This window comes from Lentzea aerocolonigenes, assembly GCF_000955955.1.
Lineage (GTDB): Bacteria > Actinomycetota > Actinomycetes > Mycobacteriales > Pseudonocardiaceae > Lentzea > Lentzea aerocolonigenes_A.
The window spans coordinates 1-22,634 of sequence record NZ_JYJG01000285.1 but is presented as its reverse complement, the minus strand read 5'-3'; the positions used below and the strand labels follow the sequence as shown (position 1 = coordinate 22,634).

Below are 22,634 nucleotides of genomic sequence, written 5' to 3'. Positions count from 1 at the left end.
CAAAGAGGGTTCCCACAGGATCTGACCTGTGAGAACCCTCTGGAGACGCGCGCTGTCACTTCGGCAGGGCCACGCTGTGCGCGGTGGACTTAGCTGCGCCGTTTGTGTAGATCGCGTACCACCGCAGGACGTTGTTGCGGTTCCGGAAGATCACGGCAAACCCGTTGCCGTTGACGTTGGTGAAGTTGAAGACGCTCGGGTCGGTGGCGGAGGGGTCCGGGTTGGTGGTCGGTGGGTTGGTGTTGCCACGCAGCAGGCTCCACGGCGTCCAGGTTCCGGCCCCCTGCGTGGTCTCGTCGGTCAGGTAGATCTCGTTGTCCGCCCCACGCGCGAACATCTCGGTCTTGCCGGTGACCGGGCTGATCACCACGGCAGGCGATCCGACGGCCACGAAGTCGCCGACCGACTCCCACGCCGTCGGAAACGTTCCGCTCACCTCCTGCAGCTTGGTGACGAGAGTGCCGTCCGCACTCCGCACGACCACCCGCGCCCGGAAGCCCGGCGTGACGATCACCGCGGGAGAACCGGTGAGCCCGGTGCCGCCGAGGCTCGTCCAGCCCGACAGTGCGCCATCGCGATAGATCGCGGTGAGAAGGGTGCCCGTGGTGTTCAGCGCGAACAGCTGAAGACCGTCGCGAATCGTGACGACTGTGGGAGTTCCCGCCAGGTCGGCGTCGCCCAGGCTGGTCCAGCTCGGCTCTGACGTCAGCTGCCAGAGCCGGCCGTCGCTGTCCACTGCGAACCGGGCGAGCGAGCCGTCGGGGAGCTTGCCCGCCACCGGGGCGGACGACATGGAACCACCCAGCCTCGTCCAGGGTGCCCAGTCGACCGGGTCGCCGTTCGGTGCCTTCTGGCTGGTGAGCGACCAGATCCCGCTGTCGGTGTTCTGGGCCGTGAGCTGCAGCTTGCCGTCGGCGGACTGGGCGAGGCTCGGCTGTCCGGTGAACGCCTCGTTGCCCGACACGGTCGTCCACTGGATCCTGTCGAACTGGTCGATCTGCGTCTGGTGGCCGTGCATCAGCTGGCCGAGGTTGTTGACGTAGGCGTACTCGACAGGGGCGAACTGGGCACCGCTCTCCTTGGCCGGTTGGAACACCGAGACCCGTGAGTTCTGCTCGATCTGCAGCGACGGCAGCGGGTCGGCGAACCACGCCTGCAGGTCCACGTACAGCGTGACGCTGGCGGCGCCGACGTTCTTGATGCGGATCTTGCCCTCGGTTCCGGTCTTGACGATGGCCTGATCCGCGCGTGGGACGCCGGGGCTGTAGTTGGCCAGCGAGGCGTCCGGCTCAGGTTCGCCGAGCGGCCACGCCTTGAGGTAGCCGGGCTTGGACTGGCTGAGCGTGGTCAGGTTGATCGCGGCGCCCGCGATCGACCTGGTCGGCAGGCCGAACCGGCCACCCACCGCAACGTCCACAGTGGAGTTGGCGGCAACGGAGAGGCCGCCGGCCAACCGGCCGGACGCCTTGCGCAGCCCGGCACCGGTGGCGGAGTCGGCGGTGAAGTAGCCCTGGGCGACGAGCTGGAGGTGGATCGGCGCGGCGCCGTTGTTGCGGAAAACCGCCCTGCCGGCACCGTCCAGTTTCACGGCCGCACCGGTCGCGGTCGCGCCAACCGGGTAGTCGAGGACGCTGCTGTTGCTCGGCAGGACGCCGAGCCAGCCCGGTTTGGTCGCGCTGAACACCAGCACGTCCAGGAAGGCCGCGTTGGCGCCTGCCGGGATGACGCCACCGGTGATCTGGACGGTCAGGCTGCCGTTCGCCGGAATCGCCGCTTTCGGTGTCCCGATTCCGAGGTAGGTGTCGAGGATCTTGGTGTGCGTTGCTGGCACGAACCCTCCGCGCCCGGTGCCGCCCGGCACCGACGTGAAGTAGCCGTGCACGTCGATGGTCACGTGGACGTTGCCGGAGTTGTTGTACACGTCGATCTTGCCGGCCGGGCTGACCGGGACGACGGCACTGTTGGACAGTGCGGCGCCGCTGGCCGGAATGTTCACTGTGGACGATGAAGACCGCGGCGTGCCGTCTTCCCATACCTGAAGCCAGGTGCTGGCTGTCGGGAACACCGGCGCGATGTCGGCCAGCACCGCGGTCACGCCGGTGGCCGGAATGCCACCGCTGCCCAGCACGGAGAACACCGTGGTGCTGCCAGGTCCACGCGGACCGGTGACGCCACCGGTTCCTTTGGTCGTGTCGACGACGCGGAACGGTGCCGCCAGCGGCACGTAGTCGCCGCCGATCCCCGCCGCGTCCGCGCGCGCCATTTGCACGTCCGGAACCACCACCAGTGCCGTCAGCATCGCCACCACGAGCAGGAATACCCGTCTCGTCGGAGCGCACACCACCTTGCGACGCATCACTTCCCCCTCACGTTCCTGTTCCAGTTCTCCCTCACGTCCGCCGCAACGGCGCCGGGAAGCTTGTTGATGAGCGGAATCGAGAGCCACAGCGCCGGGCAGACGGATCCCATCACCACGGCGAGCCTCGCGGGCGGGTTCCTGGGCGTGAACTCCTCTGCCAGCCGGTCGGGCGGCCAGAGGGCACTGGTGGCTCCGGCGCCACCGACTTCCCACACCTTCGCGACGACCTTCGCGCCTCCCAGCGCGTAGCCGAGCGGCGTGAACCCGAGCAGCACGCCCAGGACGTCCTCACCGAACTCGTACGGCTCGACATGCGCGCCGCCGAGCGCCGCCGCGCCGTGCAGAACCAGCGCGCCGACCGACAGGACACCACCCAGCGTCCCCACGACCGGGAGCGAGCCGAGCACCCCGGAGGCCGCGCCCGCTCCGTCACCGAGCGCCTTCAGCGTATGTTTCCAGGCCTGGAGCGGATTCCACTGCGCCTTGGCGAGGTTCTGGCCGACGTTGTTCCACATGTCGCCGCAGGCTTTGCCGTCGAGCTCGGCGAGACACTTGAACCCGTTGCGATACATCTGCCCGTACGACGAGTCCCACGCCTCCTGCCACAGGTGCTGCGCGCCCGCCACCACCGTCTGGCCGTACTGCTTCGCCTCGTTGAGGAGGTTCTGCGCGTGTTTGACGTGATCGTCCACGACGTTCCTGACCAGATCGCCGGCCACCTTCGCCGCCTTGGGCGCCAGCCGGATCGCGGCCTTGGTCACCTTGACCGCGATCTTCGGCCCCACGCCGAACCATCCGTCTTCGGCGGCCCCCACGACCCACTTGAAGACCTTCGCGACGATCCTGTCGTGCTGGTCCTTGAGCCTGAGGGCGTGGTAAAGGGCCATCTTCACGGCGTCCTGCACGCGGTCTGCTGCCTTACGGAGATCTGGCGGCAACCAGTCCAGCGGGCTCCAGCGAGGCCCGCCGGTGTCGTGCCAGACCGGGGTGGGGTACGAGCTCGACTCGTGGTTGACCATGTGGCCATCCGGGTCGACATAGTCGAGCGGAGCGCTCGCACCGTAGGCATAACGGTTGGCCAGCACCGCGCCGCCGCCCGTCTGGTGCTCCACGTCGTCGCGGGACTGGAAAGTGCCGGTGCCGCTGTCGTACCAGCGGGCACCCATCGCGACGTCACCGGCCGGATCGGTCCACTCGCCCTGGAACCCGATGTCCACCGGGGTTCCGGTGACCTTTCCGAACGGATCGTAGGTACGGGCGGCGGTCGCGGACTTCGCGTCGGTAGAACCGAACGAACCGATGACGTCACCGTGTTTGTCCGCAATGGACAGTTGTGCGGCCGCGCCGGTGCCGGTGGAGATCAGCTCCTCCCCGGCGTCACGGCTGTAGCGCGCGTCGCCGAACGACACCGGCGCGTCACCGGCCCCCGCATAGCCGAAGCCGGCGCCGTCCCGCGAGTGGATCCGGTCCAGGCCGTCGTATTCGTAGTGCACGGCGTCGCGCACGGTGAGCCGGTCGAAGGCGTCGAACCGCGTCCGCCGGGTTGTCGTGCCGGTGACTTTCGTGTCGAGAGTGCCTCGGGCGCTGTAGGTGTAAGTGGATGTCCCGTCGTTGAGCAGCCGATTGCGTTCGTCGAAGATGGCCGCCTTGCCGCCCGCCGAGATCCGGTTGCCCGCGGCGTCCCACGTGTACTCGGTGGTGGTTCCGCCCGCGGTCCAGGACAGCAGCCGCCCCGCTTGGTCGTAGCGGTAGGTGTTGTTCGTTCCGCCAACGGTCTTGCTGATCAAATGATCTTCGGCGTCGTAGCCGTAGGTCAGCGTGGAGAAAGCTTGTCCGGCCCCGTCGCGCAGCACGTCGCTGGTGAGTCTGCCGAGGTCGTCGTAGCCGGTCGTGCGCACTCGCCCAGCACCGTAGTTCCGCGTGGTCAGCTTGCCCGCGGCGTCGTAGCCGTAGCCGATCACCCCGCCGGTGAGGCCATCGGTGAGCGAGGTCAGCCGGCCGCGGTCGTAGGCGAACCGCGACGTACCCGTGCTGTCGGTCCTGGACGTGACGTTGCCGTCGGCGTCGTACTCGAACCGGGCGGCGCCGGACGGGCCGGCGGCGGTGACCAACTGGCCCCTGTCGTTGTAGGCGAAGGTGTCGTCACCTGCGGGCGTGCTCACCCCGGTCAGCCTGCCGAGCAGGTCGTGGTGCCGAACCCTGCTGGCCGTCGCCTCCTCGGCACCTGAACCGGACTCTTGGGTGAGCAGTCCGGCAGCGTCGTAGTCCCGCTGGCGCACGACGTTGCCGGGCGCCGTGAACCGGACCGGGTTGCCGCCCGCGTCGTAGGACGTCGTCCACGTGCGGTCGGCCGCCTTCGGATAGGCCGCGGTGGCCGGTTCGACCACCGACTCGGCGAGCCGCAGGCTGTTCACCGTGAACGTGGTCGCGTTGCCGCGTCCGTCGGTGTACCGGGTGCGCGCGCCACCGGCGTCGTACCCGTACGAGGTGGTGATCGACGCGGTCGCCGAGACAGGTTCGGTCTGCGAGATCAGCTGGTTGGCGGAGTTGTAGGCGTAGGTGGTCGTGACGCTCGCGGCGGTGGTCGCGCTCGTCTTGTTCCCGGCGGCGTCATAGCCGTAGGACCGGGTGCGGATGGTCGCGCCGTCCGGTTTGAGGTCGGTCTCCGTGATCAGCCGCCCAAGCGAGTCGTAGTCCCTGCGGGCCGTCCGCCCAGCGCCGTCGGTCGATCGAACCTGCCGGCCGGCGTAGTCGTACCCGAACTGCGTTCGGACACCGGTTGGGTCGGTGATCCGCACCGCCGCGCCGGTCACGTCGTACTCGGTCCTGGTCACCGCCCCGGTCGGCGAGGTCGACTCGATCGGGTTGCCCGCGTCGTCATAGCGGTGGGTGCTGATGAACGCGTCAGCTACCGGGAACCGTTCGGCCTTGGTGCTCGTGATCTCGCGGTCCAGGTCGTCGTACGTGGTCTGGACGACCGCGCCGCTCGGGTCCGTCGTGGACAGCGGTTTGCCGGTGCGGGTGTAGGTGTAGTGCCAGACCGCCCGGTCGTCGTTCGTGGCGGCCGGCAGGTCCTTGCTCACCAGCCGGTTCAGCCGGTCGTAGCCGAACCTGGCGGTGCTTCCACGAGAGTCGGTGATCTCGGTCCGGTTGCCCACGCCGTCGTAACGCACCTGTGCCACTGGGGTGATCGGCTGGCCGCCCGGAGGTGTGTAGGACGCCCCGGTGACCGTCACCGGCCTACCGAGCCGGTCGTTGGTGAACCTGGTGACGTTGCCGAGAGGGTCGCGCTGAGCGGTCGGCGCGCCGAACGTGTCGTAACCGGTGGTCGTGACCGGGCGGACGGTCTGCGGGCTGCCGCCGCCGCTTTCGACCGCGACCGGCGCCGTGGTGACGGAGATCTGCCTGCCCAGTTCGTCGTTCGTGTAGTCGGTGGTGAACTCCCTGGGGTCCACAGTGGACGTGAGTAGTCCCCGCTGGTCGTAGCCGAACCGGTTGACCCGGCTGATCCCGCCGCCGGACATCGTTTCGCTGATCTTGCGGCCCGCGGTGTCGTAGCCGGTGTCCGTCACGGTCGAGGTGGTGGCGACCGGCCACGGCACGTTCGACGGCAGGCCGGTCTGCGCGGCCTGGACGACGTTGCCACCCAGGTCGTACTTGAACGCGGTGCTGCGAGCCAGCCCACCCGGATCGACGACCGTCGCCGCGACCTGCCCGGCCACGTTCACGGTGTGCTGAGTGACGCGCGTGCGGTTTCCGGTCCACTGTTTGGTCAGGTGACCGGCGCCGTCGTAGACGTTGTCCTCCATCACGTAGTCCCGCTTCGCCCCCGCTGGGTCGTGGAAGTCGACCAGCGTCTTTCTGCGCAACAGGTCGTCGCCGTAGTAGACGTACTCCACCCGGCGGCCCATGGCGTCGGTACTGCTGGCGATCCGACCGGCGTAGTCGTAGGTGTAGGAGTTGACCACGAGGTAGTCACCGGGATCCGGCTCGCCGGCAACGGGCTGGTAGTCGCGCAGCCGGACCTCGGCGACGGCATTGCGTGCGGTGTAGGCGTAGTCCGTCCGGTTGCCATTTCCGTCCACAACGGATGTCCTGTTGCCGAACAGGTCGTAGCCGTAGCTGGTTTCGCGGCCTTCCGGGTCTACCACCCGCTGCACGCGGTTGTGATCGTCGTACACCGTGGTGGTCGTCCGGGTGGGGTCGCCGCCCAGCAGGTCGGATTCCTCCTGCCGCACTGCGTTCCCGTCGACGTCATAGGTGGTCGTGACGCGCTTCTGGTGCCGCACTCCGGTGATCGCGTCGGTCGTGGCCGGGAAGGTCGTGCTGACCGGGCGCGACATCGCGTCGTAGGTGTACGTGGTGGTCAGGCCGCCTGGATAGCTGTCGGAGATCTGCGTCTCCGTCTTCTTGCGGCCCAGGGAATCGTAGGTGTAGTTCGTGACCAGGCCGGACGGCATGACGGTTGCGCGAGATCACCACTGGCGAAGTAGCTGTAGCGGGTCTCCGCACCCCGAGCGTCCCGATCCGCGGTGACCAGACCGGACGGCGCGGTGCCGCCGCCGACCGCGGGTGTCGTCCCGTCGGTGTAGAAGTGCCGGACCACACCGCGGTCAGGATTGGTCTGGCTGGCGACGTCTCCGATGGACGTGTACGTGTAGCTGGTCAGGAACGAGTTGTCGGTCGCCCCGCTGGACCTGGCGTCACGGAACTCCAGCACCAGTCCGCTGCGGGGATCGAGCGGATCAGCCGAAGCCGGCGGGAAGGTGGAGTACGCGGTCTGGCAGTCGTTCACGGTCCGGCAGGTCGTGCGCTTCGTGATGTTGCCGCGCGCGTCGTACTCCATTTTGACGGCGTCGCCGGTCTCGTTGGTGACGACCTTCGGCAGGCCGCGATCGTCGTAGGTGAACGACCGGATCGCGATGCCCTCGAGGGAATGCCGGACGAACACCGGTCCACCCGAGCTGTCCGGGATGATCGTGCAGAACTTCGGATCGGCGGGGTCCGCCGCCGGACAGCTGGGCACCTGCTCGTCCGGCGGTCCGGTCGGCTCGCCGGGGCGGTCCTCGCCACGCACCTCCAGCCCGGCCGGAACTCCCTGCCGCAGCAGCCATCCCGCGAGCGCGTCGTACTCGAACAGCGACGACCGGTGGCCCGGATCCCGCACCTCGACACTGCGCCGCAGGTCGCTTTCGGAGCCGTACACCGCGGGCGCCCCGATCTGCCAGGCACCGCCGTTGTCGTCTACGTACTCCTTGATCCGGCCGGACTTGCCGTCGTACTTCGCCTCGGCGGCCACCTTCCCGCTGGGCATGGTGATCTTGGCCAGCTGGTCGGCCGCGCTCGTGCCCCACTGGAAGTGAGCCGCGACCGCGCCCGCGCCGAGCGGGTGGTGATACACCGCGACCTCGTCGATCACGCCGCTGAACGAACGCTGAGCGTTACTGCCCCAGCCCGGCCACGAGGCCGGGCTGGTCGCGTACGCCGCGCCGATCTGGTTGTAGGTAAGCGCGGTGTGGTCGATGTTCTGGTTGTCCGCCGACGCCGACTTCACCCCGTCCAGGTACAGCGTGGTGGTGCCGCCCGTGCTGGACAGCACAACGTGGTGCCACTTGCCGTCGTTGACCGTCCTGGTGGACGCGACGGGAGCAGTCTTCCCCGTCGCGAACTGGCCGTGCAGCAACCCGTCGGTGCCCTGGTAGAGCACAGGTACGCCGGTGGTGGCCGCGTTCGGGAACGCCTTGTCCTGGTAGCCGATCAACGGACCACCGGTGCCGAGCGGGTTCGCTTTGAACCACATCTCGACCGCCAGATCCCGGCTCTTCTTCAGCGTCCCGGCGGGGATGTCCACATAGGAGTCGTTGCTGAAGGTGGCGGCGGTGTTGTCCGAACCGGCGAGCGACCCGGCCGTGCCGAGCTGGACGTTGTGGTACTTGCCCGCGTCCTTGCCGAGCTTGACCGCGACGTCGCTGGCCGCCGCCGTGCCGCTGCTTTCACCGAGACGCCAGTAGGACTCCGGGTTGGAGTCGAGCGCGGCGCCGCGGTAATAGGACGACGCGGCGTAGTCGTAGGTGACGCAGGCGCTGTCCGGACCGCAGACCTTGCTGAGCTTGTCGCCCGCGTAGCTGTAGTTCCACGCGCCCGCGTCAGTGGTGACGGTGCTGATGTGCGCGCCGGACCAGGCGAACCGCAGACTGCGTCCGCTGGCCTGAGCCGTCGCCGACACCAGCTTGCCGTCACCTGTGTTGTAGGTCAGCACGGTCGACCGGTTGGCGGCGTCGATGATCCGGGCCAGCCGCCCGTTCAGCGAGAACTGGTAGACCGAGCCGCTCTGGTCGCGCAGCTGCCATGCCGCACCGCTCTGGGTGAGGCGGGCCATCCGCTCGCTCGGCGCGACGTAGCTGCCGTCCGGGTTGCGGCCGTAGCGCACCTCCTGACCGTCCGGATAGGTGACGATCACGTTGCCCGTTCCGTCGTCATCCGAGCGGATCCGCATGTCGTAGCGTGACGTCCAGCCTGCGCCGAACAGCGTGTCCCTGCGCGGATCCAAGCTGTTGTAGCTGCGCACCACGGTCAGCTCGGGGCCGACCGACACGACCGGCGCGTCGGTCGCCACGCTCGTGAAGTTGCCGCTTTGGGGGTCGTACTCCTGGTCCCGCGCGGCGTGTGGCGCGTTGGCGATGCGGGAGGTCAGCTCCGGCTGCGGGACGTCGGCGAGCAGCGTCAACCTGGGAGTCTCGACCTCGCTGGCGGTGTCTTTCACCCAGGCTCGCCAGAGATATCGCTTACCCCACTGCATCCGTCCGCTTGGGACTGTCCAGGCGGGACTGTTCTGGTACGCGGTGGTCTGACAGCCGACCGGGTTGCCGTCGGAGTCTCGTTCGCAGAATTCGAACTTGTAGGTGAGCCGGCTGCCCGGTGGGGCGTCGATGTCGGCGGCGCCCGCCCACAGCTGGGGTGTCAGCGTCGGTGTCCGGTAACCGTTGAGCGGGAAGATCCCGGTGATCACCGGCGGTACGTCGGGCACCTCCAGCACCAGCCGAATCGGTGCGACCAGCTGGTCGGTGAACACGACTCCGCCGTTGCGCACCATGGTGAAGTCGAGGAAGTACTTGCCGGGCGGCAGTGCCCGGATCGTCGCGGTGAGCGTGGTCTTGGCGTTGCGTGGGACAGTTCCGGCCAGATCCGCCGCGCGCTGCTGCGTGACCGACGCGCCAGTCACCGCGTTGTAGGCGCGATAGGCCAGGTAGTAGGTGCCCTGCGGCCAGTCCTCCGCGCTCAGGTTGGTCACGTCGACCTGCAGCTTGCCCGCCTGGTTCTGCAGCACGGGCGGGTCGGGCACCGGGTTGGCGATCTCATAGGACGCGTTGTACGGACTGTGCGTGACGTACAACGTGGGTGGCACTGCACTTCCGGTGCCCATGAACTTCTTCCACGCCGAAGAGTCCGAGTCGTTGGCTCGCAGAGAGATACCGTTGTTGGGGCCACCGTTCGCCCAGCCCTGCACCATGTTCCGGCCACCGGCGCCGAGGTTGACCAGCTCGGCACCCGGTGGGCAACCGGGACCGCCGTGGGCGAACGAGGGACTGGCCATGGCAGGACCGACCGACGGACCTGGATACACGTAGCCGGTACCGGGTGTCCATGCCTGTGTCACCGGATGGATCGTCACGGTGCGGGGACTGCAGGACGGTGCCCCCGTGTTGGCGAGCTCCAGCTGGGCTCCGTACACGGTGTGGAAGCGCAGTTTCGACGTCAGGCCGCCGAACTTCAGGTACGCCGCGGTGCCGGTGTTGTTGTACCGACCGGCGATCAACTCGCTGGGACTCGGTGTCGAACCGCCGCCGGTGACGTTCATTGAGCTGTCCACGGCGGCCGAGGCCACCGGGATCTCCATGGTCGGGTCGACCGCCACCGGGAAGCGCCTGCCCAGTTCGAGCAGCCAGCGATCGTCGACCTTCACCCGCAACGTCGTGCCGGTCAGCTCGTAGGTCACGGGTGCCGTCGCTCCCCCGGCATCCACCATGATGCCGGCAGGGATGATCGCGCGCACCCGGCCGCTCGCGTCGCGCAAGACCACGTCAGTGCCCGACATCGCGGCGGAAAGACCAGTCAGCCGCAACGGGAAGTCGAAGCTGCGTCCGGTGCCGGGGCCGCGCAGGACCAGCGTTTCCTTGACCGTGCCGCCGCCACGGGCTTCCACCCGCACGTCGATGCCCGGCCACGCGGCCGGGTAGGTGATCGTGTTCCCGGCGACGACGCCAGTGGCCGCCGAGGCGCCGGCGAACCGGTAGCCGACGGAGTGCTCAGCGTCGATCACCAGCCGGGCCACCTCGGGCGCGTCGGCGGTGCGGGCGAATCGGGTCTCGCTGGCGTCCGCGGTAGTCCGCCAGCCGTTCTCGGCCGCGACCAGCTTGGTGTCGATCGGCGCCCACTTACCGTCCGGCAACCGGTAGTTGACTCGTTCAGTCGAGTATTGCGTGGTGAGGGTGCCGTCGACATTGCTGTAGGTGCGTTCGTGCTCGCCGCGGTCGTCCGGTCTCTCCTTGCTGGTCGCCTTGTCAAAGCCGCGCACCTCAGCAACGGGCGCCGCCTCGACCTTGGCCACGTCGCCGAGCTCCTTGGCCTGCATGGCCCGCACGTCCTGCGGATAGCGGCCGCGCAACGACGGCGGCAGGGTCTTGTTCCCCTGCGTTCCGTGGCCGCGTTCGTTTCCGGCGCTACCCCACAGTTGGACCGGCATGGCATGTGGCCGATGCGCGCCGCCCCCCAGCAATTCCAGTGGCGCTGCGGAGGTCACGTCGAGCGTGATCACCAGAGCAACTGCCACGGTCGAAAGCAAGCGCGACCAGGATGACCCGGACATCACGCATCCCCTCCCCAATGAGCGCGTTTCCGCACGTCAAGGCAAAGCTAGGAACGAAACCTTGCAAATTCCTTGCACGCAGAAGATCCGGCATTCCGAGCACACGTGCGCGCTCAGAATCGGCCGCTGCCGAGGTGAGTGAACACATCGGGCCGACAGGCCGCGACGCGCCAGCGCTGCTGCCAGCCTGGGCTGCGTGAGTGATCCGGTGTACGACCGAACTCCTGATCACTCACGGCCCAGCGTTTCAGCAGTTGCGAACGGGGTTGCTGAAAAGAAGATTTGCCGCGGGAACGTACCCCCATTGGTATGGGTAGTTGTGCGACTTCACCACGGCCCAGGGGCCTCCCTGCCCGCCGGTGACGCAGTACGCCTTCGTGGCCTGGTATCCGTACAGGGTGCCGCAGGACGAGGCGGAAAAGCGCGGTCCCGATCGCACAGTCATATTCGCCACGGTCGGGTAGACCGTGGCGTTCTCGGGTTTGGACGCGTAGCAACCCTCGAAGACGTGAACAAGCGGGCCCGTCTGAGTGCTGGCCTGACTGACACCAGGAACGCCGGCCAGGAGTGCAGCCGTCGCCACCACGATGACTGTCCGCGTGGAATATTTGCGCACAGCATTGTTCATGTCGATCAACTTCCTGAAGCTGTTGAACACCACCGATTACAAGCTGATCGGGATCATGTACATCAACTCCCACCTCGAACGGCCCGGCGCTGATCAGGTCGCGGACTCGATTGGGGACCGGCAGGGCACGCTGTGGCTGAGCCCCGACGAGTTCGCCGAGATGATCGGCGAGCTGCGACAGGTATTTGGTGCAAATGCGGGGCAACGAACCTGCGCCGGGTCGGCGGCACCGTTGATACCTGAGCAGGTGCGAAATTACCTCCGGGACGTGGAAGAGCACCTGACCACCGTCTCGGAACGGATCACGCGTTTCGACGAGCTGTTCACCGCGCTGCTGAGCGCCACCGTCGCCAAGGTGAGCCGGACCTGGCCAGGTACCGGCATCTCGTTGCTACGGCCTCGCCGCCAACCGAATCTTCACCGGTCGACGCCAACCACTGCCGGAGAGCCACAATTCGTTGCGCGCACCGGAAATCGACGCGATACCACTGATCAGGTTTCGCTCCGCGGCTGTCGCTCCGGCCATCGCCGGGGCGAGGTCAGCCACTGCGGTCACGGCACGCTCTTCAAGGTCAACACGCAGCAGCCAACTGGTGTCCACGAGATTCGCCCACACTTGACGCCTTTCACCGTCGCGCACGCACTCCAGTTCGCCAAGGCGCCTGCTCGACCACCACCCGCCGGCAACCTCGATCACCTCCTTCTCGGCGAAGGTGTCTGCATCTCGCAACACGAGGCGCATAGACCCTTCGCTTTGCACCAGCTGAGTTCCGTCATCGCACAGTCCCCAGCCTTCGCCTCGATACGACACCTGGCGCTGCTCGACCAAAGTGGACAGGTCTCGAGCGATCGCGACGTTGCCCTTCAGGGTCAGCTGCCACACGATGCCTGGCTGGCCCGGACGCACGCTGACAGCGACCCCCGACATCGTGCGGCCAGGCTGGTCTATCAGCTGGATCCGTTCAACACCGCTGGTCGTGTCGATCCCACGGATCCCTCCGCCCTGAGATGTGTTGGTGCTCTCCAGAAGTAGGGCACCTTCGCCGTTTTCGAGGCCCATGCCCTTGTTGTCGCCGCCCGTCAACTGCCCGACGACCGCGGCGGCGAAGGTCTCTACCTTCACTACTCGGGATGAAGCGGCGTTGGTCGACGTCGTACGAGCAGGCGGAGACAGACCTCGCCCCGGATGGGCCTTCTCTGCACAAGTGCACGCAATCAACAGGACCGCAGCCGCAACGATCAGAGCGGCGATGCGTGCGAGGCCCCATTTGCGACCGGCAAAGGGACTCGCTGTAAGCCTGCGTCGGCGCAACATTCGAACTCCTACACCCGAACGGATCCGAAATTCCCGCACAGCAGAACTTCACACCGCAGCCGCCCAAACAACCTCGAAGCGTCTATCGATGCGACCTAGCGCCGCGCGGCTCAGGTCCACTGCCCATCTGCTGCACCTACCGACGTTCACACGAACGCATGGATCTGTCGTCGATCTAGCAGCCAAGACGTGCAAAACACGTAGTTCCCCACCTCAGTGGCACGGCGTGTCCGATCCACGCCACGGCTAGCCAGCAGGCATTCTTCCAGCTCGCAGAAACTCGGTTTACCAGTCAGCGGCAAACCAAATTCCATTGACTAAAATAATCGCGATTCTGCAGCACAATTGGTGTAGCCTGAGGTCATCTCTCCTCCCCCACGTGCACGACGACACCTCGTCGAGTCCATGCCTTGGCGCATCTACTCGCCGATTCGCACTAAAGGGGGATTTCATCGTGTTCACACGCGTCGAGCGACTTAGCGCATTTGCCGGACACGTCGCCGCACACGCTGCTCGGCAGATCTGGTCTGAACGTCTGCGCACTGCCGGCGGGCCATACCGAGGCGCCCGGTGCACCTCCAGCGGCCTGCTCGTGCCAGCCAGCATGTCTTCGGAACACCTGACTCGCGAACTGGTCTCGCTGCATCGCCCCGGAGACGCAGTACTCGGCGAGACGCCAGCCGCGTCCGGCCAAATCACGTGGATCATCGACCCGCTCAACGGTGTCGACAACTACGTCAGCGGTTTGCCCGGCTACGCGGTGTCCGTCGCTGCTGCGGTGGACGACGTCGTCCTGGCGGCCGCGGTTGCTGAACCACACAGCCGGCGGCTCTGGATGGCGGGACTGGGGCAAGGCGCTCACCTGCGCGACCCCTCTATCTCCACGGACTGGCTCGAGATCCGCGTTGGATCGACACAGCTCTTGGAAGATGCGCTGATCAGCACCGGATTCTCGGCGGTCGCAGCGATCCGTGCGGATCAGGCTGAGCTGGTGACGAGGCTTCTACCTCAGGTGGCCGGCCTTCGATGCGGGGGCGCACCCGCTCTGGAGCTCTGCCACGTCGCTGCGGGTTGGCTGACGGCCTACGTCGAGCACGACATAGGCCTGAGGGCGTCCGCTGCGGGCCTTCTCATCGCGCACGAAGCGGGTGCAACCGCTGTCTCTTATACACATCTCCAGGCCAACGTCAGCTCCGTGCGTCGATCCAGCCAACCCCCGCCTCCCAGGTCCCCGCTCATCAGCCCACCAAGCCGCACGGCCTGAAACCGAAGGGGCGCAAGCAATGTCAAGGAGAGCAATCGACGAATGCCCCCGGTTCAACCCCGAGGCATTCCACGCCGTGCGCAAGGCTCGGATGAGCCGCCAGAGCCTCGGCCGCCAGACCAACCTGTCGCAGCAGACCGTCGTGCGGTGGGAAACCGGCGTGAGCACACCGTCGGCGCGCAACCTACGCGCCGCCGCACTGGTTCTGCAGGTGAGACCTGCAGACCTGCTCTACCCGCCCAGTGGCGAACCTTCGCTTGCCGATCTGCGTATGAACCATGCACTCACCACCGCTGAGCTAGCGGTGCGCAGCGCCAACAACGTCGGTCGGCTGCAGTTCTGGGAGCTCACGGGCCGCCTCGGCAGAGCAGACGAATCACCGCCAATGCTTTCTGCGTTCCTGGGTCTGGCCACCGACACCATCGACCGATATCTCCTCACGGGCCAGGTGCCTCGGACGATCACCCGTCGCCTGGCGCATGCAGTGCACGTCGAGCCACTGGAGGTTCAGGCCGCCTTCGACCGCACCGCAGCCCTGTACGAGGCTGTGCACCATGAACTCCGGAGCGCAGCATGATCTGCCGCTCCTCGAGCTGATATAGCCAATCACATACCGCGCAGATCGCCGGCGAGGGTCTCCGAACCGGCAATCAGTCATGCAGAAAAACCTCCGGGGACCAGCACTAACCAATATTCACGCTATTCGTTGACTCCAATGCAATAGCGAGCTTCTCTTAGTTCACATAGCGAAGGCGCATCAGGCCGCAGAACCGAGCCGCTGACGCTTCCACCGATTGAAATCTGGAGAGGCTAACTATGACTCGCATGTTCATCAGCCGATTCACGGGCGTTGTCGCCATTGCCGCTACCCTGGTCGAAATCGGTGTGGTCAACGCTCAGGCCGCAGCCAACGAGCCCGCACCACGTCCCGCCGCCTCCACAAAGGACTGCGCGGGTTACCCGTTCTCGACCGGCGACTGGGTCAACATCCGAGCGACGCTGCCGGATTGTTCTCGCCGTAGGAATCAACACCTGCTCCGGACAGGGCTTCGCGGAACGCAGCACCTGCATCGCTGTTGGGGTCCACGAAGGCGAACAGCCGGAACAGGACGAACGGGCAGCACAAAGAGATGATCAGCACGCCGATGCCCGCGAGCAGTCCTGACAACCCCTTCGATCCACCGGAGATCGCGATTCCCAGCACCAGAGTCATCGCCAGCACGGCCTTCATCGAGACGCACACCATCAGCCACCGGCACGTCCGCCAGAACCACGAGGCCGTGATCCCGGACAGCAGCCCCGCCGCTGAGATCGGCACGGTCGCGACCATGACGTAGACAGCCGCTTCGCGGAACAGCATCTCCAGCACGTAGCCGATTCCAGCCGGAATCACCCCGATCAACGCTGCGATACCGAGGACGGTGGCGTTCACCCCGTCGCCGGCCGCATCGAGGAATCCGGTCGCCTTGAGTGCGTCCGTGAAGTTCTCCGCCCGCAGTCCATACTTCAAGATCCCAGAAGTGAGCCCGTCGACCCCGGCCAAGAACGCCGCGACGATTCCGACAGTCAGGGCGAGCGCAACGCCGTACTGCACGGGTCCTCCCACCAGACGTAGGAAGCCCCGACCGCCTCGCAACGTCGTGGCGATCAGCTGCCAGAAGAACAAGCCGAGCGCCAGGACGCCGCTAATCCACAGCATCATCGGCCACAGGATCGAGATTGGCCCGCTGCGAGTGTCCACTGTGAACACCGAGAACTTGTCCGCCAAGCCGAACGCAGCCGCCAGGACGAACAGGGATGCCCGCCACAGAGCCAGCATCGCGGCCTCGAACCCGGTGACGATCATGTCCCGGACCGACCCGCCGAGTGCGTTGCCGATGTCGTCGAAGGGCCACATCTCTAACTCAGCTCCCGATAGCCGGCTTTCACCATGTCCGCGCTGCCCGGCCACGCGCAGGGCGCTGCCGCAGCCAGCGCGCCGGAAGCGATGCGCCACTCGGTGCCGGACCAGCGCATTGCCTGGCAGTCGCCGACTCCCGCCGCCGCGACTTCGCCGTTGAACCCGATCGACAACTGCCCCAGCACGCACACCACCACGTAGTGGCTGGCGGGGACTGCGCCTTTCACCTGGCCGTGGGTGACGAGATAGCTCGCGGTAAGACCAGCAACAGAGCCTGTCGCGGGCAGTTGTGCGCGCGAACGCATGGAACGCAGCAGTGCCGCCAGCCCCGTCGAACCGGGGTCCGGTGCACCGGGTTCAGAGAGCTCGCGGTAGCCACGGGCGTAAACCTGCGGGTCGGCCGACGCCAGCGCTGTCTCGTTGAGCGCCTTCAGCTGCCCGAGCGCACCTTCCGGTGTGTCGGGAAAGCCGCCGGGTATCCAGCGGTTCACGGAGATCGTTGGCCTCGCGATCGCGAGAACGGGTCCGGCAGAACCGGCCGTCATGGCCTGGGGTTGAGCCGCCTGGGCAGGCAGCTGCAACATGGGTGCCACCGCCAACAGGTTTTCGTCCTGGGTCGGGGTGCCACTTCCCGTGACGATCTCCAAAGTCGGTGCGGGAAAGTTCGTAGGTGGGCTGGGCGGTTTCGTGGCGTAGTGCGCACCCACGACCGCTGCAACGGCACCCAGCAACACGATCGCGACAACGACGATGCTGCCCAGCCGGAGCCCAGCCCGCACGCGGCGACCGGCGCCAAGCGGGTTCGCGGCCATCACTTGACGCTCGCGAAGTGGTCGATGATCTGCCAACCGATCCCGTAGAGCAGCCCACCGGCGATGGCGCACAACATCATCACCAGGCCGATCCGGCCAGCCCGGTGGTGATCCACCCAGCGACCGCCCGCCCACACGATCAGGCCGGCGAAGAACCCCAGCACCAGGGCCATCCCGGCGCCCCACTTCGCATTGCCGACGACCTCGACGATCACCTCGCTGCCCGGCGGGGCGACCGGTGTCGGGTTCGGGATGTCGGCCAACATCGTGGTGATGTACGTGATCATGGCCGTTCCTTCGTGCCCTGCCACCCACGCGCGGTGTGCGGGAGAAGTCCCCATCGGCTCAGCAACGGTGTGATCGCCTGCCGCAACCGAAGCGGTGTGACCGCGGCAGTGATACCCGCCGCGGCGAGCTCGGGGTCGTGTGGCACAAACACCGCGCTCTCGAGTAGCGCACACATTCGACGACCAGCAGCTCCAGCGACACCTGTGGGCCAGCGCTTAGCGCCCATCACGACCAGCTGGACAGGTGGGCTGACCGCACCCGTGGCCACCCAATGGTCGAGGCGGGCGAGCACCTGCTCGGCGTGCAGCAGCGACGGACGGCTCGGTCGCACCACTAGCACTGGCAATGGCGTGGGTGTGCCCCGCCGCAACCACGCCCCTGCGCCGAGCATCGGGTGCGCCGCCACCCGCCAAGGATCGTGACCGAGATCGACGACTGTGACCTCCGGGCGTGGACCCTGCGGAAGCCAGAACCGCGGTGGCGGCACCATGCCCGGAGCAATGATCGGCAGAGCTGTTTCGAGACGCGCCACCAGTGCACGAGCTCGCCAGGAAAAGCGAATGTGGACTTGTGGGTGAGGCTTGGTCAGCCACGGACCGTTCGAGCGCGCGGCGATGGCCAACCCTGACCGCGATGGATCAGCCGGATCGATCACAAGCACGTTGCGGTGCGCGAGCTGCAGCACATCGGCCAGCAAGGCGGTGCACACCGACGCACCGGTGCCTGGTGATCCGGCCAGCACCGGAATCACCACACCAAATCCGTTCCAGTCGACCGGGCGGGCCGCATCTGGCGGCAAGCCCTGACGTTGGATCACGGCGGCAGCGGCTGCCACATCGACCGCAGCGGCGCGTGCCGATCCGCTGGCATCGAGGCGACGAACTCCGTCCGAGGGATGCGCAACGCCGTCCCCTGCCTCGATTGCGGCCGCGAGCATGCCAGCATCGACTGCAGTGTCGACATCGGCAGCCTGAAGTCCTCGCCACGTACGCCGGGCGACCAGCGCGAGCTCGTTCTCGAGGACCCGAACGCCCTCAGGCTCGCTCGGCGTGCTGGCCGTCCCGGCGAGTGGCATCGGCGGTTTCCATGGGGGCGCAGTGGAACTCACCGGTGTCGAAGACCCACTCGCGGCGGGAGTGGTTTCGGTGCCTGCTGGCGGAGCGCACGACCGCGGGCGGAATGGTCCGGCCGCGTGCGGCACCGAACCTGCGAAATCCCGCGACGGACTTTGCCGTCCGCCACTGATCCTCGACTCGATACCGATGCGACCAGGCACTGGATTGCGTGACACGTCCACCGAACTGTTCACGGCGTTGCACGCCGACAATTCCCGGCTGACAGCAACCATCATTGCCCCTTTCAATCAGGTCGCGCAAGGCCGCGCTCACACAGCCATCAGCGGGATACTGCACCTCACAGCACCTGATGTGGCGTTATCAACTTCAAGCGGCCCGCCTTCTTCGAGCCAGCGGAACTTCCTCCATCCAGCCAAACCGCACACCCGGCCAGGCTCACTAAGCTTCATCTCCGAGAGTATTTCGAAGCGCCAAAACGTCAATCATTGCAAGCATTACCGTGCACGTGACTCGTACCCGCAAGTTCCACCACTGGTTCCAGTCACCGAAAGTGAGCAGAATTCGAACCTAACTCTTCTAGTGAGCGAAAGTGGCGTCATCGAGAGACGTGTCTGCGACTGCCGCGATCCAGACCGCTCGCGACGAGTTACCGTCCGGGCTTTGGATCTGCTGCACTGATTCGCAGTCAGCACAGAATCTGAGATACGATTCAGTTGACACTGAAGCCACTGTGCATACAGGGATTGGGCAGGATCATGATTTTTGCCCCGTGGTCGCCCTGTTCAGTGGTTGGTGAGCCCGAGAGCTTCACTCCGCCCCAGACACCTTCAGCGACTGATCAACATGTTCATGTCGATCGCGCACGGCAGACCCTCCATTGGGGTGTCTCCCTGTAACACCTCTCCCTTGGAGCTTTTCCAAGCAGTACCAAGGAAGTCGCAGAGCGTGCGCCGTGCGCACCAGGGCGAGAGGATCACGTGTCTAAACAGCTTGACCATCTGCCGACGCTCGACGGCAGCGACCAGGCACTGCGTACCGACCTGAGCGAGGCCGACCGGAAGTTCCGGCAGTGGATGCGGGCGAACCTCAGCCACGCAGCAGACCACTTCGGACTCACCGTCGTCGGACACGCTCGACTCGGATGGTTCGATCGGTCGATCAGCGCACGCGTGCAAGCAGCTGATCGGCAACTCTGGCTTCGCGTGGTGTCCGAGGAGAAGCAGTGGACCGACGGTGACTTTTGGACCGGGAACTTCGACGCCAACGCGTTCGCCACCCTGTCCAAGCCGCGGGTGCTCGACGTGTACGAGTGGGAGGAATGGCGGCAGCAGCGTGCCGAGTTGATGACCTTGGCTCCAGGTTCAACCTGCTCCCCCACCGACGTGTTGAACCAGGCCGTTGACCTTCCCGACGAGTGGTGGACGCGGCTCCGCAGAACGATCCAGACGGTCGCGGCGACACCTACCGACCGCATCAACGCCGATCAGGCACTGGTCACCGGCAGGATCCAGCAACACTTCGGGAACTCGGTGAGCCCTGTCGTCCGCCAATGGGAAACCGTGCACGGCGATCTGCACTGGGCGAACCTGATGGGACCGGACTTCAGCTTGCTGGACTGGGAGTCGTGGGGCCGCGGTCCAGTTGGGACAGACCCGGCCACACTGCTCTGCTACAGCCTTCTCGTACCGGAAACGGCCGATCGGGTGCGGAACACCTTCGCCCACGTACTCGACACCGACGCCGGACGGCTCGCCCAGCTCTATGCCGCTGCCCGACTGCTCCACTGGATCGACAAGGGCGGTCACCCGGACCTCGCCGCACCACTGAGGAAGCTCGTCGAAACCTTCTAAACCGACATCAGACTGCCTCTTCGAGCGGCCAGGGCGTCTCCGCGAGACGAGCAATGAGGGCCTTCGACTCCTCTGAGTCCAAACTGGACTCTGACAGCGCACGTACTGTCGCGGCGTAGCAATCCAAAGAGTGCTCGTCCTCGATGAACGCCGTGGAGTTCTCGTACTCCACGCACACGACGGGCTCGTACTTGTCAAAGGTCAGCTGGGTGAATGGCCTGTCCATACCGACGTGTGCGCCGATCTTCGTCGGCACGATTCGGATGACGATCTTCGACCACGCCGCCCTCTGCAACAGGTGATGGAGTTGCTCCCCGCGAACGTCACGTCCACCAACCGGAAGGAACAGCGCAAGTTCATGGATGTAGAACGTGCAGGTCAGTTCGCTACGGCGGAGTTGTTCCTGCATCTTCAGCTGCGCCTCGACGCGTGCTGCTACCTCATGCTGGGGGATGTTGGGCGAAGCCGACATGACCGCGCGCATGTACGCAGGCGTCTGCAGCAGCTCCGGCAACGCGAGGCACCGCCAGCTGACCAGCGTCGTGGCCGCGGCGATGTTCTCCACGAGGGTGTGGTGGTGAACAGGTGGACAAGTTCCGTGCACTTGCAACCAGTCCTTGACATGCGCAACCGGGAGCAGCGACAGAAGGCGATCGCATTCAGTGGGCTCTACCCCACAGACGCCCAGCAACAGACCCAGCTCGACAGCACTGACGCCACCCTTGCCGTTGAGCAGCATCGAAAGCTTTGACGGGTCCCAGTCGAGCCGCTCTGCGAGCGCGAGTGACGAGCTGAAGCCTGTTTGCGCGATGGCCGTTCTAAGCGCATTGCCGAGCTCACGGCCTCGTACGGTGGAAGATCGTTTCGGCATCGCGCGCCTTTTCCTTGCTGTAGCGGGACATCTGTCCTGCCGGACGGAAGCAGCCAACCTTGGATGTGCTAGTTCGCACCAGCTCACGAAGCTCGCATCGATCCAGCACGGATCCCACATCCGTAGGCCTTTATCTGCGAAGACCCGCTGACGACCGACGGGTTCACGATCGGGTGGTTGCCCCGACGGAGAACGCTGTGACTGTGCTGGCTAGTGTGCCGCGGGTGACCACATCGGAGTCTGCGGACAAGGTGTTGCCTGTCGAGCAGTACGTGGCCGGGTTGGCCCGCAAGCGCATGGCCGCCGGGGTGCTGTTTCGCGACAAGGCGGGCAGGGTGCTGTTGCTCGAGCCGTCTTACAAGCCGAACTGGGAAATTCCGGGCGGCGCGGTGGAAGCGGACGAGTCGCCGTGGGCGACGGCGACCCGTGAGCTCGCCGAGGAGTTGGGATGGGAACGGCCGCTGGGCCAGCTGCTCGTGGTGGATTACGTGCGGCCACAGGACTCACGCCCTGAGGGTGTCGTGTTCGTCTTCGATGGCGGTGTGCTTGACGAGACCGATCTGGTCGGCATGGTATTCACGGACGGCGAGATCCTCTCCGCCGGCTTCCACAGCCTGGACGAAGCCCGGAGCAAGGTGAAGCCACTACTGGCCGACCGACTGGTTGTCGCGTTGCAGGCCGCCGAGCAAGGCGTGACAGCGTTGTGCGAGCAGGGACAGCGAGTCGCTTAGTCGGGCTCACCGTCCCTGCCCCTCCGATCAGGCGGTCAGCGCGACCGGGTTCGGTTGATCTCGCTGTGCCGGAACTGAGGTCAAACCGCTTGTGGTGTCCTTTGTGGTCGTGTGCTGCTTGCCCGCTGTCCGGTACAGACTGTCGTGGATGCCGTCGGCGTAGAGCAGTCCGCTCAGGTCCCGGCGGATCTTGGCGGTCTGGCAGTCGGCCCGGAACCCGGACGCGCCGAGCAGAAGCGCGAGTTCCGCAGTGGCGGAATTGGCAGTGTCGATGCCATGAGCCTTCGTCGCCGCGCCCCACAGTTCCGCGTCAGTGTGTCCGCCTTCCGCAAGCTGGGCGGCCACTACCGCGCCCAGTAGCGCGGTCGCGAGCTGGACGTGTGTGCGGCCGAGGGTGATCAGCGCTGAGTCACGTAGTCGGCGGAGGTCACCGGTGGCCTTCCGGTTGGAGAGCCGGGCGGTCACGGTGTCGAAGACCGCAGCCGCCCCGCCGAGCGCTGTGGCGGTGACCAGCGGTCGATAGCTGGCGAAGTGCTCGCGCAGCAGTGCCATTCCGTCCCCATGCAGGACGTCTTCTGGTCGGACCTTCACCCCGTCGAGGTCCAGGACGCCCCAGGACCAGCCGGCCAGTCCGGTCGGCGGAATCGGCTGGGGGGGCAGGCCCCGCTCGTTGG

General features: G+C 66.3%; 15 protein-coding genes. 4 read left to right on the top strand and 11 right to left on the bottom strand.

What is annotated here, in order from left to right:
- Nucleotides 1–55: 55 nt before the first annotated feature.
- From UK23_RS49175 to UK23_RS55140, 5 genes are all read right to left on the bottom strand, one after another.
- The gene (locus tag UK23_RS49175; protein ID WP_156213547.1) at nucleotides 56–2,356 is read right to left on the bottom strand and encodes a hypothetical protein; all 2,301 of its coding nucleotides are present in this window, start codon (nucleotides 2,354–2,356) and stop codon (nucleotides 56–58) included.
- Complete coding sequence (locus UK23_RS49170; protein WP_052685269.1) at nucleotides 2,356–6,819, bottom strand: RHS repeat-associated core domain-containing protein; 4,464 nt, start codon at nucleotides 6,817–6,819, stop codon at nucleotides 2,356–2,358. The genes UK23_RS49175 and UK23_RS49170 overlap by 1 nt, the downstream gene beginning before the upstream one ends.
- A complete protein-coding gene (locus UK23_RS49165) occupies nucleotides 6,726–11,189 on the bottom strand; it encodes a LamG-like jellyroll fold domain-containing protein (RefSeq protein WP_196777979.1) in 4,464 nt (1,487 codons plus the stop codon). The genes UK23_RS49170 and UK23_RS49165 overlap by 94 nt, the downstream gene beginning before the upstream one ends.
- 283 nt (nucleotides 11,190–11,472) lie before the next feature.
- Nucleotides 11,473–11,886: a hypothetical protein gene (locus UK23_RS32755; protein ID WP_156213546.1), complete on the bottom strand. Its 414-nt coding sequence runs from the start codon at nucleotides 11,884–11,886 to the stop codon at nucleotides 11,473–11,475.
- Between the two features lie 358 nt (nucleotides 11,887–12,244).
- The gene (locus UK23_RS55140; protein WP_419503912.1) at nucleotides 12,245–12,913 is read right to left on the bottom strand and encodes a glutaminyl-peptide cyclotransferase; all 669 of its coding nucleotides are present in this window, start codon (nucleotides 12,911–12,913) and stop codon (nucleotides 12,245–12,247) included.
- A gap of 709 nt (nucleotides 12,914–13,622) precedes the next feature.
- Here UK23_RS55140 and UK23_RS32745 point away from each other — a divergent pair.
- A complete protein-coding gene (locus tag UK23_RS32745) occupies nucleotides 13,623–14,432 on the top strand; it encodes an inositol monophosphatase family protein (protein ID WP_156213545.1) in 810 nt (269 codons plus the stop codon).
- Between the two features lie 19 nt (nucleotides 14,433–14,451).
- Nucleotides 14,452–15,009: a helix-turn-helix domain-containing protein gene (locus tag UK23_RS49160; RefSeq protein ID WP_082115153.1), complete on the top strand. Its 558-nt coding sequence runs from the start codon at nucleotides 14,452–14,454 to the stop codon at nucleotides 15,007–15,009.
- A 405-nt stretch (nucleotides 15,010–15,414) separates the two neighbouring features.
- Here UK23_RS49160 and UK23_RS32735 read toward each other — a convergent pair whose 3' ends face one another.
- From UK23_RS32735 to UK23_RS50715, 4 genes are read right to left on the bottom strand one after another with little or no spacing between them, the layout of a single operon-like run.
- Nucleotides 15,415–16,329, bottom strand: a complete 915-nt coding sequence (locus UK23_RS32735) for a hypothetical protein (RefSeq protein ID WP_045315575.1) — start codon at nucleotides 16,327–16,329, stop codon at nucleotides 15,415–15,417.
- A 2-nt stretch (nucleotides 16,330–16,331) separates the two neighbouring features.
- Entirely contained in the window at nucleotides 16,332–17,144 is an 813-nt protein-coding gene (locus UK23_RS32730) for a hypothetical protein (RefSeq protein WP_231114792.1), read from the bottom strand.
- Nucleotides 17,144–17,431 carry a hypothetical protein gene (locus UK23_RS32725; RefSeq protein ID WP_045315574.1) on the bottom strand — a complete coding sequence of 96 codons (288 nt, stop codon included), beginning with the start codon at nucleotides 17,429–17,431 and terminating at the stop codon, nucleotides 17,144–17,146. The genes UK23_RS32730 and UK23_RS32725 overlap by 1 nt, the downstream gene beginning before the upstream one ends.
- Nucleotides 17,428–18,507 carry a hypothetical protein gene (locus UK23_RS50715; RefSeq protein ID WP_231114791.1) on the bottom strand — a complete coding sequence of 360 codons (1,080 nt, stop codon included), beginning with the start codon at nucleotides 18,505–18,507 and terminating at the stop codon, nucleotides 17,428–17,430. Before UK23_RS50715 ends, UK23_RS32725 begins: the two co-directional genes overlap by 4 nt.
- Before the next feature lie 978 nt (nucleotides 18,508–19,485).
- On the opposite strand from UK23_RS50715, the gene UK23_RS32720 reads away from it, so the two are divergent.
- On the top strand, nucleotides 19,486–20,358 hold the full coding sequence (locus tag UK23_RS32720; protein ID WP_231114790.1) for an aminoglycoside phosphotransferase: 873 nt from the start codon (nucleotides 19,486–19,488) through the stop codon (nucleotides 20,356–20,358).
- A 7-nt stretch (nucleotides 20,359–20,365) separates the two neighbouring features.
- Here the strand turns inward: UK23_RS32720 and UK23_RS52065 are convergent, their stop codons facing one another.
- Nucleotides 20,366–21,229 carry a helix-turn-helix domain-containing protein gene (locus tag UK23_RS52065; protein WP_156213544.1) on the bottom strand — a complete coding sequence of 288 codons (864 nt, stop codon included), beginning with the start codon at nucleotides 21,227–21,229 and terminating at the stop codon, nucleotides 20,366–20,368.
- 224 nt (nucleotides 21,230–21,453) lie between these two features.
- On the opposite strand from UK23_RS52065, the gene UK23_RS32710 reads away from it, so the two are divergent.
- On the top strand, nucleotides 21,454–21,960 hold the full coding sequence (locus UK23_RS32710; protein WP_231114789.1) for an NUDIX domain-containing protein: 507 nt from the start codon (nucleotides 21,454–21,456) through the stop codon (nucleotides 21,958–21,960).
- Between the two features lie 27 nt (nucleotides 21,961–21,987).
- Here UK23_RS32710 and UK23_RS32705 read toward each other — a convergent pair.
- The coding region (locus UK23_RS32705; RefSeq protein ID WP_196777978.1) for an acyl-CoA dehydrogenase family protein at nucleotides 21,988–22,634 on the bottom strand (647 nt) is incomplete at its 5' end.

Coding starts and splice junctions, on each gene's coding strand:
- UK23_RS32725 (WP_045315574.1), bottom strand. CDS start 17,431: ATGATCACGTACATCACCACGATGTTGGCCGACATCCCGAACCCGACA.
- UK23_RS49160 (WP_082115153.1), top strand. CDS start 14,452: ATGTCAAGGAGAGCAATCGACGAATGCCCCCGGTTCAACCCCGAGGCA.
- UK23_RS32735 (WP_045315575.1), bottom strand. CDS start 16,329: ATGTGGCCCTTCGACGACATCGGCAACGCACTCGGCGGGTCGGTCCGG.
- UK23_RS50715 (WP_231114791.1), bottom strand. CDS start 18,507: ATGCCACTCGCCGGGACGGCCAGCACGCCGAGCGAGCCTGAGGGCGTT.
- UK23_RS55140 (WP_419503912.1), bottom strand. CDS start 12,913: ATGGGCCTCGAAAACGGCGAAGGTGCCCTACTTCTGGAGAGCACCAAC.
- UK23_RS49170 (WP_052685269.1), bottom strand. CDS start 6,819: ATGCCGTCCGGCCTGGTCACGAACTACACCTACGATTCCCTGGGCCGC.
- UK23_RS32730 (WP_231114792.1), bottom strand. CDS start 17,144: ATGGCCGCGAACCCGCTTGGCGCCGGTCGCCGCGTGCGGGCTGGGCTC.
- UK23_RS49175 (WP_156213547.1), bottom strand. CDS start 2,356: ATGCGTCGCAAGGTGGTGTGCGCTCCGACGAGACGGGTATTCCTGCTC.
- UK23_RS52065 (WP_156213544.1), bottom strand. CDS start 21,229: ATGCCGAAACGATCTTCCACCGTACGAGGCCGTGAGCTCGGCAATGCG.